A 16,360-nucleotide genomic window follows, 5' to 3' on the forward strand; every position below is an offset into this window, starting at 1 on the left:
TAGGCAACCTGGAAGCGGAAAATCTTGATCCCGCCAGCAGTCGATCCCGAACAGCCGCCTACGAACCCCAGGTAGAAGAACAGCATCAGCGAGAAGTTGCCCCACAGGCTGTAGTCGCCCAGGGCAAACCCGGTGGTGGTGACCACCGAGGTCACGTTCAGCGCTACGTGGCGCAGGGCATCCAGCCAGTGCAGGTCGGTGGTCCACCAGTACCAGGTGCCGAGCACCAGCCACGTCACCAGGAGCATGCCGAGCAAGCCCTGGACCTGCTGATCCTTGATCAACGCCTTGCGGTTGCCGCGCAGGGTCGCCACATAAAGGGCAAAGGGCAGACTGCCGAGGATCATCACCACCACCGCCACCCAGTGCACCGCCGGTTGTTGCCAGTGGGCCAGGGATTCGTCGGAGGTGGAGAAACCACCGGTGGAGATCGCCGACATGGCGTGGTTGATGGCATCGAAGATGTTCATTCCGGCCCACCAGAAGGCCAGGCTGCCGAAGATGGTGATGCCCACGTAGGTGGCGACAATCAGGCGCGCCACCATGTGCGAGCGCGGCATGACCTTTTCTGAGCGGTCCGAAGACTCGGTCTGGAACAGGCGCATGCCACCGATACGCAGCAACGGCAGGATCGCCACCGCCATGCCGATGAAGCCGATGCCTCCCAGCCAGTGCAGCATCGAGCGCCAGATCAGGATGCCCGGGGACATGCTGTCCAGGCCACTGAGCACGGTGGCGCCGGTGGCGGTGATGCCTGACATGCTTTCGAAGAACGAGTCGGTGTAGCTGATGTGCTGGGTCAGCAGGAACGGCAGGGCGGCAAAGATACACACCACCACCCAGCTGGAGACCGTCAGCAGGTACATGTCCCGCGGGCGCAGGTGAATATGTTCGGGACGGCCGGGAATCACCAGGGCCAGGCCGGCGATGAAGGTGATCATGCTGGCCCAGAGGAAGGACGGCAGGTCGCCGGTGCGTTCGAAGATCACCAGTGTCGCCATCGGCACCACCATGGCGATGGCCAGGGTGATGAGGAAGATGCCGATGATGAAACCAATGATTCTTAAGGTCGGCAACGCCATGTGTTCCGCTCTGGCTGGTATGAGAAGGGCGCCCATTCTACCTGCGGTGCAGGGCATGTAAACCGGCACCCGGCAGGCAGATACCGCTAGAATAGCCGGACATTTTTTTCAGGAGGTGGCCGATGGAGGCTCTCGACGCTTTGCTCAACCGTGTTTCCGTGCCGCGCCTGGTGGAGCCAGCCCCCACTGCGCAGCAACGGGAAGCACTGTTCGCTGCCGCCTTGCGGGCGCCGGATCACGGGCAACTGCGCCCTTGGCGCTTTCTCACCGTCGAAGGTGAAGCCCGTGACCAGTTGGGCGAACTGCTGGTCGAAGCGGTACAACTGCAAGGCGGCGAAGTGACTCAGGCCGCGTTGGACAAGGCCCGGGCCATGCCGCTGCGTGCACCGCTGGTGGTCGTGGTCGTGGCACGGCTGCAGGAGCATTTCAAGGTGCCCAAGTCCGAGCAATTGCTGGCGGCGGGCTGTGCAGCCCACGGTATTTTGCTGGCGGCCTATGCCCAGGGTATCGGCGCGGTATGGCGCACTGGCGAGTTGTCCTATTCGCCCCACGTGGTCAAGGGGCTGGGCCTGGCGGACGGCGAAGAGATCATCGCCTTCCTTTACCTGGGTACGCCGCTGAACGAACCGCGGGTCGCACCGAAAGTCGACGCCGCCGAGTTCGTCAGCGCCTGGACGGCCAGGGCCTGATTATCCCCTTCGAAAGCTGAGTACCTTGCGGGCAGGCCCGCTGCTGTCGAACCTCGCAGCAGCGGCTTGCCCGCGTTGCATTCAGGCCTGCACCACGGCACCCGGCACCAGGGGCAGCTCCAGCGTGGCGATGAATCCGCCCTGAGGGTGGTTGTCCAGTATCAGGCTGCCGCCATGGCGTTCCGCTGCGCGGCGGGCGATGGCCAGCCCCAGGCCATGGCCCGGAGCACTCTGTCCTGGGGCGCGGAAGAACGGCTCTCCCAACTGCTTCAGGTGTTCGGCATCCACGCCGGGGCCATGGTCGCGCACGCTGATCTGGATCTTTTCGCCATGGCGCAGGGCCGTGACTTCGATCGGTTGCCCCACAGGATTGAAGCGCTGGGCATTGCGCAGCAGGTTGTCTACCGCCCGTTCAAGCATGGTCGGCCAGCCGCGCAGGTTCAGTTGTGGCTGGGCATCTATTTGCACCAGCTGTTCCGGACAAGCCAGTTGCGCGTCTTTCTGCACGGCGACCAGCAAGGCGTTGAGGTCCACCTCTTCGGCGCTGGCGTTGTCCGCATCGACCCGGGCCAGCACCAGGATCTCGCTGATCAGCGCCTCCAGGCGATCGCATTCCCGGGTCAGTCGCGGCCAGAGCTTTTCCCGTTCTTCAGGAGCGGCACGTTCCGCCAATGCCAGGGCGATACGCAGGCGGGCCAGGGGCGAGCGCAGTTCGTGGGACACGTCCCGCAGCAGTTGGCGCTGGCTGCCGATCAGGCTCTGCAGGCGCGAGCCCATGCGGTTGAAGTCCCGGGCCAGTACACCGAATTCGTCGCGGCGGTTGGACAGGCGCGCCAGGCTGTTCTGCTGGTAGGTGGCCTGGCCCAGGTCGTGTACCGCGCCGCGCAGGCGGCTCAGGGGGCGGGTGATGGACAGGGTGACCAGGAGGCTGAACAGGGTCAGCACCACCAGGGCGATGGCCAGGGCGCTGAGGGGCCAGGTCAGGCTGTCGCGGTGCCAGGCGTCCAGTTCCGGATGGGGGATGCGATAGATGAACAGGTAGGTGTCGCCGGTTTTCGGGCTGGTGTATTCCGCCGTCAGGCGGCGCCAGGGCAGGTGGCGGTCATCGTTGTTCTGCCGGGCTTCGAAGGCCGCGGCGCGGCGCGGGAAGGTGCCGCGGACCACCGGGTCGCCGCTCTCGTTGAGCACCTGGACGTCAATGTGGTACTGGCGCTTGCGCTGCTGGAGGATGTCCTGGGCAGCATCTTCGCCCTGGGTCTCGTAGGTTTGCGTCCACTCCTCGGCGAGGCTGTTGAGGCCGGGGTGGCGACTGAGAATCCAGGCGTCCTGGTTGAGCATGTGCCCAAGCAGGATCGACAACCCTGCAACCAGGGTGATGGCCAGCCAGAAACTGGCCAGGATGCGCCAGAACAATGAACGCACAGAGACTCCTCAAACGCGCAAAGCCCAGTGGGGGGAGGCCACTGGGCTGTAGGGTGAACGCTAACGCATTATTGCGCTTTTTGCGGTTGTTGCGCTTTCCAGGCCTTGAATTGGGCCCACTCGGCGCGACGTTCTTCTTGTTTCTTCACAAGGGCGTCGAATTCCTTCTGTTGCTCGGGCTTGAGCAGGGCACGGATATCGGCCTGGGTCTTCTGGTGTTTGGCGCCCAGTTCATCCTTCATGGCTTTCTGGTCGGCCGGGGAAAGTTTCTCCAGGTACTTTTCCACCACTGCCTTGCGGTCGTGCATTTGCTCGCCCATCAGCTTGCCGATTTGCTGGCGCTGCTCGCGGCTCAGGTCCAGTTGGCTGAAGGGGCCTTTGCCGCGCATGTGTTCGCTGTGCCGAGGACCGTCCATGGGGCCCATCGGGCTGTGACCCTCAGGCATGGCCATGGCCACGGTCGGCAGGGCGGCGGCGAACATCAGGGCGATCAGGGTCTTGCGCATGGTGTATCTCCTTGTCTCATTCCCGGTAAGTTCCGGATGAGTTCAGGTTACCCAGATCAAGGTCAGCGGCGGTCAGCGGAGGGTAAAGCTTGGGTAAAGAAGGTATTTCATGGCCCTGACAAATGTGTCAGGGCCCATCGGGATCACAGGCTGTAGTAGTAGCCGCGGCTGCGCAGGGCAACGATCCGTGGGCGGCCGTCGGGGTGCGGGCCGATCTTCTTGCGCAGGTTGCTGACGTGCATGTCCAGGCTGCGGTCATACAGGGTCAGTTTGCGACCCAGGGCGATCTGCGCCAGTTCCTGCTTGTCCAGGGGCTCGCCCGGCTGCTTGAGCAGGGCTTCGAGCAGGCGGCTTTCGGAAACGGTCAGTGTGATGTCCTGATCGTCGATGTTGACCACGCCGCGAATCGGACTGAAGCACAGGTCTCCCAGCTCCATCTGGCTGGACGCTGCCACCGGGTGGCTGCGGCGCAGCACGGCGCGCAAGCGGGCGGTGAGTTCGCGAGGGTCGCAAGGCTTGGCCAGGTAGTCGTCGGCGCCCAGTTCCAGGCCGAGGATACGGTCCAGGGGTTCGCCACGGGCCGACAGCATCAGTACCGGCAGGTCGGGGTGGTCGTTGCGCAGTTGCTTGAGCAGCTCCAGGCCGCTGCCGTCTGGCAGCATCACGTCCAGGACCACGGCAGCCGGGGCCGTTTCCGACAAGGCCCGGCGTGCGCTCAGGCCATCGTGGCAGGCCCGTACTTGAAAGCCTTCCTGGCCGAGCCAGCTGCTCAGGAGCTCGCACAGCTCCTGGTCGTCATCAATCAGTAACAGGTCGCTCATGAATCACTCAATTTAGCCATTGTCGACGCTTGCGATGTCCGCCACTGGCAAAGATACCGCAGAGCAGGGCGATGAGAGCCACGCCGCCGCCGGTGACGAACCATTGCTGCTGGTCGGTCAGCAGGCGCGGCACCGGGTTGGCCTGGGCCTCCTTGAGTTGCAGCTTGAGGCGCTGGTTCTCCTGGCGCAAGCGGGTCAGCTGCGGGCTTTCCCGTTCGGCATCGGCACTCTGCAATTGTTTGCTCAGCTCTTCACGCAGGCGTTCGCTTTCTTTCAAGCGTTGTTGCAACTCGGTGATCTGACTGCCGGCGCTCAGGGACAGCGGCGTTGAATGACCGGGGTCCTGGGTTTCCTCGGCAAGGGCCGGAGCCCCGATCGACAACATGACCAACAGCAGGCACAGCGGACCTTGGCGCATCGAAACTCCTGATTCCAATCGAGTGTTGGGCAGGTTGTCGGCCGTCAAACGAGAATAATGAGCGATTGAGAACGCGATGAACCGGTAAGGTTCATCGCTTCAGGGGGGATTTACGGCATTGTTTGCCGGAACGGCTTGACCAGCACATTGGCGTAGACGCCGGCGGTCGCATAGGGGTCGGCATCGGCCCAGGCCTGGGCGGCGCTCAGGGACTCGAACTGGGCGACAATCAGGCTGCCGGTGAAGCCGGCGGCGCCGGGGTCATTGCTGTCGATCGCCGGGTGCGGGCCGGCCAGCACCACGCGCCCTTCATCCTTGAGTACTTGCAGCCGCTCCAGATGGGCCGGGCGTGCGGCCAGGCGCTTTTCCAGGGAGTTGGCGACGTCTGTGGCAATGATTGCGTAAAGCATGTCAGTCCTCGGTTTTCGGGGTGGTGGGATCGGCATCATGCAGGTGGCGCGACAGGTAGACACCCTGGCCCACCAGGAACAATACAGTCATGCCCAGGCTGCCGAAGACCTTGAAGTCGACCCAGATGCTCTGGAAGGTGAAGGCGACGAACAGGTTGGCGGCGCCGCAGAACAGGAAGAAGGCGATCCAGGCGATGTTCAGGCGGGTCCACACCGGGTCCGGCAGGGTCAGGGCGTGGCCCATGATGCGCTTGATCAGCAGGCGATCACCGATGAAGTGGCTGCCGGTAAAGGCCAGGGCGAACAGCCAGTTGACCACCGGCGCCTTCCATTTAAGGAAGGTTTCGCTATGGAAGGCCAGGGTCAGGCTGCCGAAGACCAGGCAGGCGATCAGGGTCAGCCATTGGCTTTTTTCCAGTTTGCGCTGGGAAATGAACAGCGCCCCGTAGACCACCAGCGAGCTGATGATCAGCACTGCGGTAGCGCTGTAGATACCGCCCACGGTGACTTCGTGACCGGCAAGGTCGACGACCCGGGGATCGATTTTGTAGACGATGAAAAACAGGAACAGCGGGATGAAGTCGATGAATTGTTTCACAGTGGCAGCCAGAAGCAGGATGTGGCGGCATAATAACAAACATCCTTGGTAGCGAAAGCGCCAGCTGACTTGAGGTTTTATCGTCCTGTGAATGTTGATTTGCACTGCCATAGCACGGCCTCCGACGGCGCCCTGGCGCCTGCGGTTCTGGTTGCGCGTGCGTACGAGAGAGGCGTGCGAATCCTGTCCTTGACCGACCACGACACCCTCGAAGGACTGGCGGAGGCCCGCCAGGCAGCGCAGCAATTGGGCATGCAACTGGTCAATGGCGTCGAGCTGTCCTGCACCTGGGGCGGCGCCACCATTCATGTGCTGGGCTATGGATTCGACACCCAGGCCCCGGCCCTGGTGGCGGCCATCGATAAACTGCACGAGGGGCGCTGGCTGCGCTCCGAGGAGATCAGCCGCAAACTGGCCCTCAAGGGCATGCCCGGAGCGCTGGAAGGCGCCAGGGCGATCCAGCAGGAGTTGGGGGACAGTGGCAATGCTCCGGCGCGGCCGCACTTTGCCGACTATCTGGTACGTGCCGGTTTTGTGAAGGATCGTGCCGAAGCCTTTCGCAAATGGCTGGGGGCCGGGAAACTGGGAGACGTCAAGCAGCACTGGCCGACTCTGGAAGACACCGTCGGCACCCTTCGCGAGGCGGGGGCCTGGGTCAGCCTGGCCCACCCCTGGCATTACGATTTCACCCGCAGCAAGCGTCGCCGCCTGATTGCCGACTATATTCAAGCCGGTGGCCATGCAATCGAGGTGGTCAATGGCCACCAACCTGCAGAGCAAGTGGGCAGTTTGGCTATCCTTGCTCGTGAATTCGGACTGCTGGTCAGCGCCGGCAGTGACTTTCATGGCCCGGGAGGCTGGTCCGAGATCGGCGAGTATCGTCCGGTTCCGGAGGACCTGCCGCCACTTTGGTGTCGGTTCAAACATGAGCCAATTATTGCCGCCTGAACAGGTAGAGACAGTGAGTCAATTTTTCCAGATCCACCCGGAAAACCCACAGCCACGCCTGATCAAACAGGCCGTCGAGATCATTCGCGGCGGTGGCGTGGTGATTTATCCCACGGATTCGTCCTACGCCGTTGCCTGCCAAATGGGCGACAAGGGCGCGATCGAACGAGTGCGGCGCTTGCGTCAACTGGACGACAAGCACAACTTCGCCCTGATCTGCAGCGACCTGTCGCAGTTGGGACTGTTCGCCAAGATCGACACCGGCACTTTCCGCCTGCTCAAGGCCCATGTGCCGGGGCCTTACACTTTCATTCTCAACGCCACCCGGGAAGTCCCGCGTCTGTTGCTGCACCCCAAGCGCCGTACCATCGGCCTGCGGGTGCCGAGCAATCCGATTGCCCTGGCGCTGCTGGCCGAGCTGGGTGAGCCGCTGATGAGTGTCAGCCTGATCATGCCCGGCGATACCGAAGCGCTGAGCGACCCTTATGAAATGCGTCAACTGCTGGAGCATCAGGTGGACCTGATCATCGATGGCGGCTTCGGCAGTACCGAGTCCTCCACGGTGATCAGCCTTGCCGATGGCGAACCGGAAGTGATTCGCGTCGGTTGCGGCGATCCTGCGCCGTTCATGGCCGAGGCCTAGATGTCCGTATTGGAAACCGTCGACGAGCAGGCCGGCGCCCAACAGGAGCTGCCATTCGCCATGGTCTACGGCCAGGCGGTCATGGAAATGCCCCTGGACCTGTACATTCCCCCGGATGCCCTGGAGGTCTTCCTCGAAGCCTTTGAAGGCCCGTTGGACCTGCTGCTGTACCTGATTCGCAAACAGAACATCAACATCCTCGACATCCCGGTGGCGGAAATCACCCGCCAATACATGGGCTATGTCGAGCTGATGCAGTCGGTGCGCCTGGAACTGGCCGCCGAGTATCTGGTGATGGCGGCGATGCTGGCCGAGATCAAGTCACGGATGCTCCTGCCGCGTTCCGCCGAGATCGAGGAAGAAGAAGACGATCCCCGGGCCGAGCTGATTCGCCGTCTGCAGGAGTACGAGCGCTTCAAGGCCGCCGCCGAAGGCATCGACGGCCTGAGCCGGGTCGGTCGCGACGTCGTGGTGCCCAAGCTTGATGCCCCGCAGGCCCGGGCGCGCAAACTGCTGCCGGATGTGGCCCTGGAAGAATTGCTGATGTCCATGGCCGAGGTGCTGCGCCGTGGCGACATGTTCGAAAGTCATCAGGTCAGCCGCGAGGCCTTGTCCACCCGCGAGCGCATGAGTGATGTGCTGGAGCGGCTCAAAGGTGGTGGCTTCGTGCCCTTTGTCGAGCTGTTCACCGCAGAAGAGGGGCGCCTGGGAGTGGTGGTGACCTTTATGGCGATCCTCGAACTGGTCAAGGAATCCCTGGTCGAGCTGGTGCAGAATGAGCCCTTTGCGGCCATCCACGTACGGGCGCGAGCCGAATAACGAGCTTAAATCATGAATTTGAATGAACCCCGCGAGCTGGCGCCCCTGCTCGAAGCCTTTCTGTTGGCCTCGGGAAAACCCCAGTCCCTGGAGCGCCTGTTCGAGCTCTTCGAAGAAGCCGAGCGGCCGGACCCTGCGGTTTTCAAGAAAGCCCTGACCCTGCTGGGCAAATCCTGTGAAGGGCGGGCTTTCGAACTCAAGGAAGTGGCTTCCGGCTATCGCCTGCAGATCCGTGAAAAATTCGCCCCCTGGGTGGGTCGCCTGTGGGAAGAACGGCCCCAGCGCTACTCCCGCGCCATGCTGGAAACCATGGCTCTGATTGCCTACCGCCAGCCCATCACCCGGGGCGAGATCGAGGACGTGCGCGGCGTGGCGGTCAATAGCCACATCGTCAAGACCCTGCTTGAACGCGAGTGGATCCGCGTAGTGGGTTATCGCGACGTGCCGGGCAAGCCCGCGATGTTTGCCACCACCAAGGCCTTTCTCGACCACTTCAACCTGAAGAACCTCGACGACCTGCCGCCCCTGGCGGAACTGCGGGAGATCGAGGCCGATCCGGTGCTGGAGTTCGACGACGCGCCGGTGCCCGAGCACCTGCAACAACTGGCCGACGCCAGCGCCGATCCGGAAGAGCCCAAGGAAGAAACCAGCTTCCATACGCTGTTGCTGGAACTGGACTCCATGGAGGAGGGGATCAAGACCGACTTCGAAGACCTGCATCGCGATGGTGTCGTGGAGTCGGAGCAGGGCGAGCAGCATGAGCCTGAGCTGGATCTCCCACAGGAGGAGGTTCTGGCCGAACCTGGCTTCCTCGCTGATGAGCCCGATGAGTTCCCGGTCGAACCCGAGGACGGGCCACCGGTCGAAGCAGAGGACGATGTGCTGGGCGTGGCCGAGGCCCGGGCCAAGTTGCTCGCCGCGGTAGCCGCATTGGAGCCTGCGGCGCCGCAGTTGAGCGAGGAAGAGGCCGAAGCCCTGGCCCTGGCCGAAGCCATCGAAAACGAACGCCGACTGCTGGACGACTAACCTTGTAGGCACTGGCTCGCCAGCGAAGACGTCGGCCGATTCGGCGCAGGGCTACGGGCCTTTTCGCCGGCAAGCCGGTTCCTACAGAGGTGTTAGATGAGTTCTGCCAAGGATCCCTGCATCAGCGTCTGCAAGTTCAGCGACGATATCTGCATCGGCTGCGGGCGTAGCAAGCGCGAGATCAAGGGCTGGAAGAAATTCGACAAGGCCGAGCGCCGCCAGGTGCTGGCCGAAGCGGCCATGCGCCTGCTGCAATTGCGCGCCACCGGCCGGCGGAAAAAGTCCTGAGGGGCGACTTATCAACTAGTCTGTGATGCGCAACCGCCGCCATGAGCGTATGATTCGCGACCCCTTGGCGATCCCTTCGCCAGAGAACCTGTTTTTCACGTCTTCAGGCCGCTCTAGCCTGAAGCGATACACCGGGAGGTGCCCAGATGAGCGATACCGATCAGAACGACCAGGAAATCCGTCCAGCCGGCGAGAAGCTGCAGAAAGTCCTCGCCCGCATCGGCGTCGGCTCGCGCCGCGACGTCGAGTCCTGGATCAGTCAGGGCCGGATCAAGGTCAACGGCAAGGAGGCCACCCTGGGCCTGCGTGTCGACCTGCATGACGCCATTTCCATCGATGGCAAGGTGATCAAGCGCGAAGAGGCCGCCGAATCGGTGCGCCGCGTGATCATGTACAACAAGCCCGACGGCGAGATCTGCACCCGCGACGACCCGGAAGGCCGCCCGACCGTGTTCGACAAGCTGCCGCGCCCGCGGGAAGGCCGCTGGATCAACATTGGCCGCCTGGACATCAACACCACCGGCTTGCTGATGTTCACCACCGACGGTGAACTGGCCAACCGCCTGATGCACCCGTCCTACGAAATGGACCGCGAGTATGCGGTACGGGTCCGTGGTGAAGTCGACGACGAGATGATCGAGCGCCTCAAGGCGGGTGTCATGCTCGAAGACGGCCCGGCCAAGTTCACTGACATCAAGCAGGCTCCTGGTGGCGAAGGTTTCAACCACTGGTACCACTGCGTGGTGATGGAAGGTCGCAACCGTGAAGTCCGTCGCCTGTGGGAATCCCAGGGCCTGGTGGTCAGCCGTCTGAAGCGTGTGCGTTTCGGTCCGGTGTTCCTCAACTCCGACCTGCCCATGGGTCGCTGGCGCGAAATGAGCCAGTACGAAGTCGACGTGCTCAGCGCCGAAGTCGGCCTGACGCCGGTGGCGCTGCCACAGCTCAATGCCAAGTCCAAGGACAAGCTGGAGCGCATGCAACGTAAATCCTCGCGTCCGGTGGGCAAAAGCGAGCGTGTACGCACCCTGCGTCCAGCCAATGGCGCACCGGCCAACTCGCGTGCGTCCCGCGAGCCGCAGATCGAAGGCGAGCGTCCAGGGCGCAAGCCGGCGGCCCGTCAGGATGGCGAGCGCGGGCCACGCGCACCACGTCCGGCAAGCGGTCGTGGCACGCCAGTAGCCGAGCGTCCGGCAGACACCAAGCGTCCGGCCAAACCGGCACCGAAGTCCAAGCGTCCAAGCCTGGTGCTGGACAAGGACGCGCCGTCCGGCAAGCGCCGTGGCGCCCCGGCCGGTAGCGGCCAGCGCCCTGGCTTCGGTCGTCGCAAGCCGGAGTAAGCCCGGCCCGCAGACAAAAAAACGCCAACCTCCGGGTTGGCGTTTTTTTTGCCCGGTGCCTGGTAGGAGCCAGCGCCTGCGCAAGGAGGGGTTGGAAGGCGAACTGGCGGATGCTGGAGTTCTCGATCCACAGCTCCAGCGGAATCTGCAGCCCCCGTATTTGCGAACAAAAGGAATGGTGCTGAGGAAGGTACCGAGGAGCTCACATGGCCATCGGGGCGTGGCTGGGGCAGGCGCGAGGCCTGCTCCGGTCCGGGCGTCTTACATCGGCCACATCGCCGTGCCGAACGGCATCACCGTATCGGCTTGCATCATTTCCACTGCCGCATCATGGGTTGCCGCTTCGAACCAATCGTCCAGTTGCAGTTCGGTTTCCAGGTCTTGTTCCAGTGTTTGCATGGTGACTCTCCTAGATGACACAGGGCACAGCAGTCCATTGGCGGAACGGATCAACAGCGGCGAACGGGATGGTTGCGGAGGCTGCTCATCCACTCCTCGTACTGGTCGGACAAGGCGGTTGGCAAGTGGCTGGACACCTAGTTCAGGGCATTTTTAAGTGCAAAAACATAATTAGATTATTTTCTGTTGAGCGTTGTTTTCTATTTCCAGGGCGGATATTTATCGCCTGAAAACAAAAAGTCATGGCTTTTTCCGGTGTTGGATGGCGTGTGCGTCAATTTGCAGTCGCCGCGCTGGTCGATCTGGTTTGGCAAATCAGCGTTACGCACTGTAAAGAAAATATTACGGAATCTTCCGTGTTTCGCCCTGAATCGGCCAAGGCCGGGACGCTGTAAGGAAAAGCTGCCGCCGGGTGTCGGTTAACCCGCTTGCCAGTGCTCTGGCCCGCTTGTTCCCGGGCGCCAAGGCAGGTGAGATGCACACCTGCCTGCGTACAGGTGCATAACAAGAAGGAGGCGCAATGAACGCCGTAACCGACTTTCACCGACACCCTTCGAAGGGCGATGGTCATCGCACCTTCATCGACGACCCCACTCGGTCCGTCCAATTTTCCGCCGCCGATGCCGAGCATCGGGCAGGCCCCGCAGGATCCCGGTTACCGGCACGCTGATACAGCGGTGTCTGGCGGCAGGGGGTCAGGGGTGTACAATGCGCGGCGTTTTAACTGTGACCCAACTGCGTACCCGCGCACTTTGCGTCTGCGCCGCGTGTTTCAGCCTGCTCCCAGGGCGCTGAAGACACTACTGCCGGGCCAATAAACTCAAGGTTATCCACCTTGTTCACTCCGCCGCGTCACGAGCGTGGTGGGTTCGATTTCGTCACAGATAAAAACAAACAGGTGACGCATGACCGTTAGAAAAACGCTGAACTTCGGGTGCCTGCGCTGGGGTTTGCTCCGCGCCGCTTAAGCCTTCACCGGGCGGCAACGTCTTGCAAACATCATCAAACCTTGCGTGAGAACCTTTTCATGAGTGGACAAAACTCGCATTCGGGCGAGCTGAAACGCGGCCTGAAAAATCGCCATATTCAACTGATCGCCCTGGGCGGCGCGATCGGTACCGGTTTGTTCCTGGGGTCGGCCGGGGTGCTCAAATCCGCCGGTCCATCGATGATCCTCGGTTACGCCATCTGCGGTTTCATCGCCTTCATGATCATGCGCCAGCTGGGTGAGATGATCGTCGAAGAGCCGGTGGCCGGTTCCTTCAGTCACTTCGCTCATAAATACTGGGGCGGCTTCGCCGGTTTCCTTTCCGGCTGGAACTGCTGGATTCTCTACATCCTGGTGGGCATGTCGGAACTGACCGCGGTCGGCAAGTATGTGCACTACTGGTGGCCGGATGTGCCGACCTGGGCCTCGGCAGCAGTGTTCTTCGTGATGATCAACGTCATCAACCTGGCCAACGTCAAGGTGTTCGGCGAGGCCGAGTTCTGGTTCGCCATCATCAAGGTGGTGGCCATCGTCGGCATGATTGCCCTGGGCAGCTACCTGCTGGTCAGCGGTAACGGCGGCCCGCAGGCTTCGGTGAGCAACCTCTGGTCCCATGGCGGCTTCTTCCCCAACGGCGTCAGCGGCCTGGTGATGGCCATGGCGATCATCATGTTCTCCTTCGGCGGCCTGGAAATGCTCGGTTTCACTGCAGCCGAGGCCGACAAGCCGAAAACCGTGATCCCCAAGGCCATCAATCAGGTGATCTACCGCATCCTGATTTTCTACATCGGCGCCCTGGTGGTGCTGCTGTCGCTGACCCCGTGGGACACCCTGCTGGTGACCCTGAATGCCTCCGGCGACGCCTATAGCGGCAGCCCGTTCGTCCAGGTGTTCTCGATGCTGGGCAGCAACACTGCGGCGCACATCCTCAACTTCGTGGTCCTGACCGCGGCGCTGTCGGTGTACAACAGCGGCACCTACTGCAACAGCCGCATGCTGCTGGGCATGGCCGAGCAGGGCGATGCGCCGAAAGTCCTGGCCAAGATCGACAAGCGCGGCGTGCCAGTGATGTCGATCCTCGCTTCGGCGGTGGTGACCTTCGTTGCCGTGGTGCTCAACTACCTGATTCCCCAGCACGCCCTCGAGCTGCTGATGTCCCTGGTGGTGGCGACCCTGGTGATCAACTGGGCCATGATCAGCTACTCGCACTTCAAGTTCCGCCAGCACATGGACCGTACAGGCCAGACCTCGTTGTTCAAGGCCTTGTGGTACCCCTACGGCAACTATGTCTGCCTGGCGTTCGTGGTGTTCATCCTCGGCATCATGCTGATGATCCCGGGCATCCAGATCTCGGTATACGCGATCCCGGTGTGGGTGGTGTTCATGTGGGTCTGCTACGTCATCAAGAACAAGCGCAGCGCTCAGCAGTCGTTGCAGGCAGCCAGTGCTTCGCTGAAGTAAGTGCGGCCCCGGCCATGACAGACCCGGCTCCGGCCGGGTTTTTCATGCCTGTGATTTTTATTGGGCACGAAGATCGCTTTCGCCGGCAAGCCGGCTCCTGCGAGGGCTGTTTGTTGCAGGCGCTGGCTTGCCGGCGAAGAGGTCCGCAAGAGCGTGGGGAATGGAGGTATCCTGTGCGCCCTGAAGACGGATTCCTGTTCCATGCTGGTGATTTCCAACAACGTGCATCTGCCGGATGCCGAGATTGAGCTGACCGCCATCCGCGCCCAGGGCGCTGGTGGGCAGAACGTCAACAAAGTGTCCAGTGCCGTGCATTTGCGCTTCGACATTCCGGCCTCGTCGCTGCCACCGTTCTACAAGGAACGGCTGCTGGCGCTGCGCGACAGTCGCATCACCAGTGACGGCGTGATCATTCTCAAGGCCCAGCAGTACCGCACCCAGGAGCAGAACCGCGCCGATGCCCTGGAGCGCCTGGTCGAGCTGATTCTCAGCGCCATCAAGGTGGAAAAGAAACGTCGCCCCACCAAGCCGACCCTGGGTTCGAAGAAACGCCGCCTGGAGACCAAGGCCAAGCGCGGCAGCATCAAGGCCGGCCGCGGCAAGGTGGACTTCTAGCGGCTCGATCGTTCCTGACGCTGCTTGGGCGCTTGGTGATACAGGTACAGGCTCAGCAGCAGGCCGCAGCACGCGGCGATGGCGGCAAACAGGAAGATCGAGGCAAAGCCGAAGCCGGCGGCAATCGCCCCGGCCAGCGGGCCAGTGATGCCCAGCGACAAGTCGATGAACAGCGAGTAGGCGCCCACTGCTGCGCCGCGGCTGGAGGCTGGCACCAGATTGACCGCTTCCACGCCCAGGGCCGGAAACACCAGGGAGAAGCCAAAGCCGCTCAAGGCCGCGCCGGCCAGCGCCCAGTTGGCATCGGGGGCCAGCCACAGCAGCAACAGGCCGAGGGTTTCCACTGACAGGCAGGCAATGGCCACGCGAAAACCGCCGAGGCGGTTGATCAGGTTGCCGAACAGCAGGCGCGCGCCAATGAAACTGGCACCGAACAGGCTCAGGCACAGCACCGCGTTGGCCCAGTGCTGGGTGGTGTAGTACAGGGTGATGAAGGTGGCGATGGTGCCAAAGCCGATGGAGCCCAGGGCCAGACCGCAACCATGGGGGAAGACTTTGCCCAGCACATGAATGAACGGCAGGCGCTCTCCGGCGACTATCGGCGCGGCGAGTTTTGGCCAGGCCAGCAGCAGGCCGAGCACGGCCAACAGAATGATGCTCACCCCCATGCTCCACAGGCCCAGGCGATTGACCAGCCACACCCCCAGGGGCGCGCCGATGGCCAGGGCGCCATAACTGGCGATACCGTTCCAGGAAATCACCTTGGCGGTGTTCTGTGCGCCGACCCGGCCGATGCCCCAGCCAATCGAACCCGAGCCCACCAGGCTTTCCGCGCTGCCCAGTACCAGGCGGCCGATCAGCAGGCTGATCAAGCTCAGGGTCGGCTGGCCCTGCAGCCAGGCGGAAAGCAGCATGAACACGCCGCTCAGGCCGCAGCCGGCCAGGCCGTACATGACGGCGCGCTTGCAGCCCAGGTTGTCAATGATGCGTCCGGCGTAGGGGCGGCTGAGAAGGGTGGCCAGGTATTGCACGCTGATCACCAGGCCGGCGATTACCGCACCGAATCCCAGGTCGCTATGGACGTAGCCCGGCAGTACTGCCAGGGGAATGCCGATGTTCAGGTAGCCGATAAAGGTGAACAGGACGATGGAGACGACTTGCAGCGTGACCGCCAAGGGGCGCTGGGTATCTGGCATGGGGATGGGTCCACTGCGACAGCTGAATAGATAGGCTGCTTATGATACCGATGTGGACGGGGATTCAGGGGGAGAAATCGATGCGTTTTTCAGAACGTTCCTGAGTGATGGATTGAATCAGGCGTCTTTGGCGTTCAGCAGATGGGTGGTGACCAGGGCGGCCAGGGCGTTTTCCTGGGTGCCGAAACGGGCCAGCAGGGCGGCCTGTTTTTCCGCGCTGAGGCGATTCCAGACCTCGATCATTTTTTCCGCAGTACCCATCAGTACGCTGGCCTGGGTTTCGCTGAAGGAGTCGGTCATGGTTCGGCAGAGGCTCGGAGGGGAGGATTCAGGCGGTGTGGAAAGCGCTTGAGTAGCGCTTTCCACACGGTCTGGTTACAGCTCTTTTTTCAGTCTTCGCTGTCGGCCTTGCGGCTGTCGGCGGCTTCTTGCACTACAGGCTTTTCAGCACTGGCTTGTGGCGTGGTTGTCTGCTCAGTTTCGTGCAGGCTTGGGAAGGGGAGATTCGGGATCTCATGCATGTCGTTGCTCCTCGCAAAGTCTGTTTTTTAAATCGCTGGGTAGGTCCGCGCTTTTAAAAAGCCTGGGCAGGATACAGCACTGGAAATGACAAAAAGATTTTTATCGCGATTTTGGGATGAAAGGACAAAGTCGCTGCAGGAACCGGCTTGCCGGGGAAGGCGCCATCAAGGTC

21 protein-coding genes are annotated in these 16,360 nt (G+C 62.3%); 10 read left to right on the forward strand and 11 right to left on the reverse strand.

The features are described from left to right. A partial coding sequence (locus BLX41_RS04360; protein ID WP_259744401.1) for a TrkH family potassium uptake protein occupies window positions 1-1,082 on the reverse strand: 1,082 nt, incomplete at its 3' end. Between the two features lie 122 nt (window positions 1,083-1,204). Between BLX41_RS04360 and BLX41_RS04365 the strand changes: the two genes are divergently transcribed. Then, on the forward strand, window positions 1,205-1,771 hold the full coding sequence (locus tag BLX41_RS04365) for a nitroreductase family protein (protein WP_123723913.1): 567 nt from the start codon (window positions 1,205-1,207) through the stop codon (window positions 1,769-1,771). Between the two features lie 81 nt (window positions 1,772-1,852). Here BLX41_RS04365 and BLX41_RS04370 read toward each other — a convergent pair whose 3' ends face one another. From BLX41_RS04370 to BLX41_RS04395, 6 genes are all read right to left on the reverse strand, one after another. Beyond that, a complete protein-coding gene (locus tag BLX41_RS04370; RefSeq protein WP_123723914.1) occupies window positions 1,853-3,193 on the reverse strand; it encodes a sensor histidine kinase in 1,341 nt (446 codons plus the stop codon). Window positions 3,194-3,261: 68 nt separating this feature from the next. Further along, window positions 3,262-3,699 carry a Spy/CpxP family protein refolding chaperone gene (locus BLX41_RS04375; protein ID WP_123723915.1) on the reverse strand — a complete coding sequence of 146 codons (438 nt, stop codon included), beginning with the start codon at window positions 3,697-3,699 and terminating at the stop codon, window positions 3,262-3,264. Between the two features lie 143 nt (window positions 3,700-3,842). Beyond that, entirely contained in the window at window positions 3,843-4,520 is a 678-nt protein-coding gene (locus tag BLX41_RS04380) for a response regulator transcription factor (protein ID WP_123723916.1), read from the reverse strand. A gap of 7 nt (window positions 4,521-4,527) precedes the next feature. Then, window positions 4,528-4,938, reverse strand: a complete 411-nt coding sequence (locus tag BLX41_RS04385) for an SH3 domain-containing protein (RefSeq protein ID WP_123723917.1) — start codon at window positions 4,936-4,938, stop codon at window positions 4,528-4,530. 110 nt (window positions 4,939-5,048) lie between these two features. Next, the gene (locus BLX41_RS04390) at window positions 5,049-5,348 is read right to left on the reverse strand and encodes a YciI family protein (RefSeq protein WP_123723918.1); all 300 of its coding nucleotides are present in this window, start codon (window positions 5,346-5,348) and stop codon (window positions 5,049-5,051) included. 1 nt (window position 5,349) lies between these two features. Continuing rightward, entirely contained in the window at window positions 5,350-5,946 is a 597-nt protein-coding gene (locus BLX41_RS04395) for a septation protein A (RefSeq protein ID WP_123723919.1), read from the reverse strand. 87 nt (window positions 5,947-6,033) lie between these two features. Between BLX41_RS04395 and BLX41_RS04400 the strand changes: the two genes are divergently transcribed. The 6 genes from BLX41_RS04400 to rluB all read left to right on the forward strand — a co-directional run bounded on the left by BLX41_RS04400 (window position 6,034) and on the right by rluB (window position 11,007). Beyond that, window positions 6,034-6,894, forward strand: a complete 861-nt coding sequence (locus tag BLX41_RS04400; RefSeq protein ID WP_123723920.1) for a PHP domain-containing protein — start codon at window positions 6,034-6,036, stop codon at window positions 6,892-6,894. A gap of 13 nt (window positions 6,895-6,907) precedes the next feature. After that, complete coding sequence (locus BLX41_RS04405; RefSeq protein ID WP_102864113.1) at window positions 6,908-7,537, forward strand: L-threonylcarbamoyladenylate synthase; 630 nt, start codon at window positions 6,908-6,910, stop codon at window positions 7,535-7,537. 120 nt (window positions 7,538-7,657) lie between these two features. Beyond that, the gene (locus BLX41_RS04410) at window positions 7,658-8,356 is read left to right on the forward strand and encodes a segregation and condensation protein A (RefSeq protein WP_185073381.1); all 699 of its coding nucleotides are present in this window, start codon (window positions 7,658-7,660) and stop codon (window positions 8,354-8,356) included. Window positions 8,357-8,368: 12 nt separating this feature from the next. Further along, on the forward strand, window positions 8,369-9,382 hold the full coding sequence (gene scpB / locus BLX41_RS04415; RefSeq protein WP_123723922.1) for an SMC-Scp complex subunit ScpB: 1,014 nt from the start codon (window positions 8,369-8,371) through the stop codon (window positions 9,380-9,382). 96 nt (window positions 9,383-9,478) lie between these two features. Next, window positions 9,479-9,670, forward strand: a complete 192-nt coding sequence (locus BLX41_RS04420; protein ID WP_123723923.1) for a DUF1289 domain-containing protein — start codon at window positions 9,479-9,481, stop codon at window positions 9,668-9,670. Between the two features lie 146 nt (window positions 9,671-9,816). Continuing rightward, a complete protein-coding gene (rluB, locus tag BLX41_RS04425) occupies window positions 9,817-11,007 on the forward strand; it encodes a 23S rRNA pseudouridine(2605) synthase RluB (protein ID WP_123723924.1) in 1,191 nt (396 codons plus the stop codon). A 261-nt stretch (window positions 11,008-11,268) separates the two neighbouring features. On the opposite strand, the gene BLX41_RS33510 is transcribed toward rluB, so the two are convergent. Beyond that, complete coding sequence (locus tag BLX41_RS33510) at window positions 11,269-11,406, reverse strand: hypothetical protein (RefSeq protein ID WP_185073373.1); 138 nt, start codon at window positions 11,404-11,406, stop codon at window positions 11,269-11,271. A gap of 242 nt (window positions 11,407-11,648) precedes the next feature. Between BLX41_RS33510 and BLX41_RS33515 the strand changes: the two genes are divergently transcribed. The 3 genes from BLX41_RS33515 (at window position 11,649) to arfB (ending at window position 14,470) form a co-directional block, all read left to right on the forward strand. After that, window positions 11,649-11,801: a hypothetical protein gene (locus BLX41_RS33515; protein WP_185073375.1), complete on the forward strand. Its 153-nt coding sequence runs from the start codon at window positions 11,649-11,651 to the stop codon at window positions 11,799-11,801. Window positions 11,802-12,433: 632 nt separating this feature from the next. Then, window positions 12,434-13,855: an amino acid permease gene (locus tag BLX41_RS04430; RefSeq protein ID WP_123723925.1), complete on the forward strand. Its 1,422-nt coding sequence runs from the start codon at window positions 12,434-12,436 to the stop codon at window positions 13,853-13,855. Window positions 13,856-14,056: 201 nt separating this feature from the next. Beyond that, the gene (gene arfB / locus BLX41_RS04435; protein ID WP_123723926.1) at window positions 14,057-14,470 is read left to right on the forward strand and encodes an alternative ribosome rescue aminoacyl-tRNA hydrolase ArfB; all 414 of its coding nucleotides are present in this window, start codon (window positions 14,057-14,059) and stop codon (window positions 14,468-14,470) included. On the opposite strand, the gene BLX41_RS04440 is transcribed toward arfB, so the two are convergent. From BLX41_RS04440 to BLX41_RS34425, 3 genes are all read right to left on the reverse strand, one after another. After that, entirely contained in the window at window positions 14,467-15,666 is a 1,200-nt protein-coding gene (locus BLX41_RS04440; RefSeq protein ID WP_123723927.1) for an MFS transporter, read from the reverse strand. The genes arfB and BLX41_RS04440 overlap by 4 nt on opposite strands. Window positions 15,667-15,783: 117 nt before the next feature. After that, on the reverse strand, window positions 15,784-15,966 hold the full coding sequence (locus BLX41_RS04445) for a hypothetical protein (RefSeq protein WP_123723928.1): 183 nt from the start codon (window positions 15,964-15,966) through the stop codon (window positions 15,784-15,786). Window positions 15,967-16,055: 89 nt separating this feature from the next. Next, complete coding sequence (locus tag BLX41_RS34425) at window positions 16,056-16,187, reverse strand: hypothetical protein (RefSeq protein ID WP_258009278.1); 132 nt, start codon at window positions 16,185-16,187, stop codon at window positions 16,056-16,058. Window positions 16,188-16,360 lie beyond the last annotated feature (173 nt).

This window comes from Pseudomonas protegens, from assembly GCF_003732485.1.
In the GTDB taxonomy this organism is placed as follows: Bacteria; Pseudomonadota; Gammaproteobacteria; order Pseudomonadales; family Pseudomonadaceae; genus Aquipseudomonas; species Aquipseudomonas protegens_B.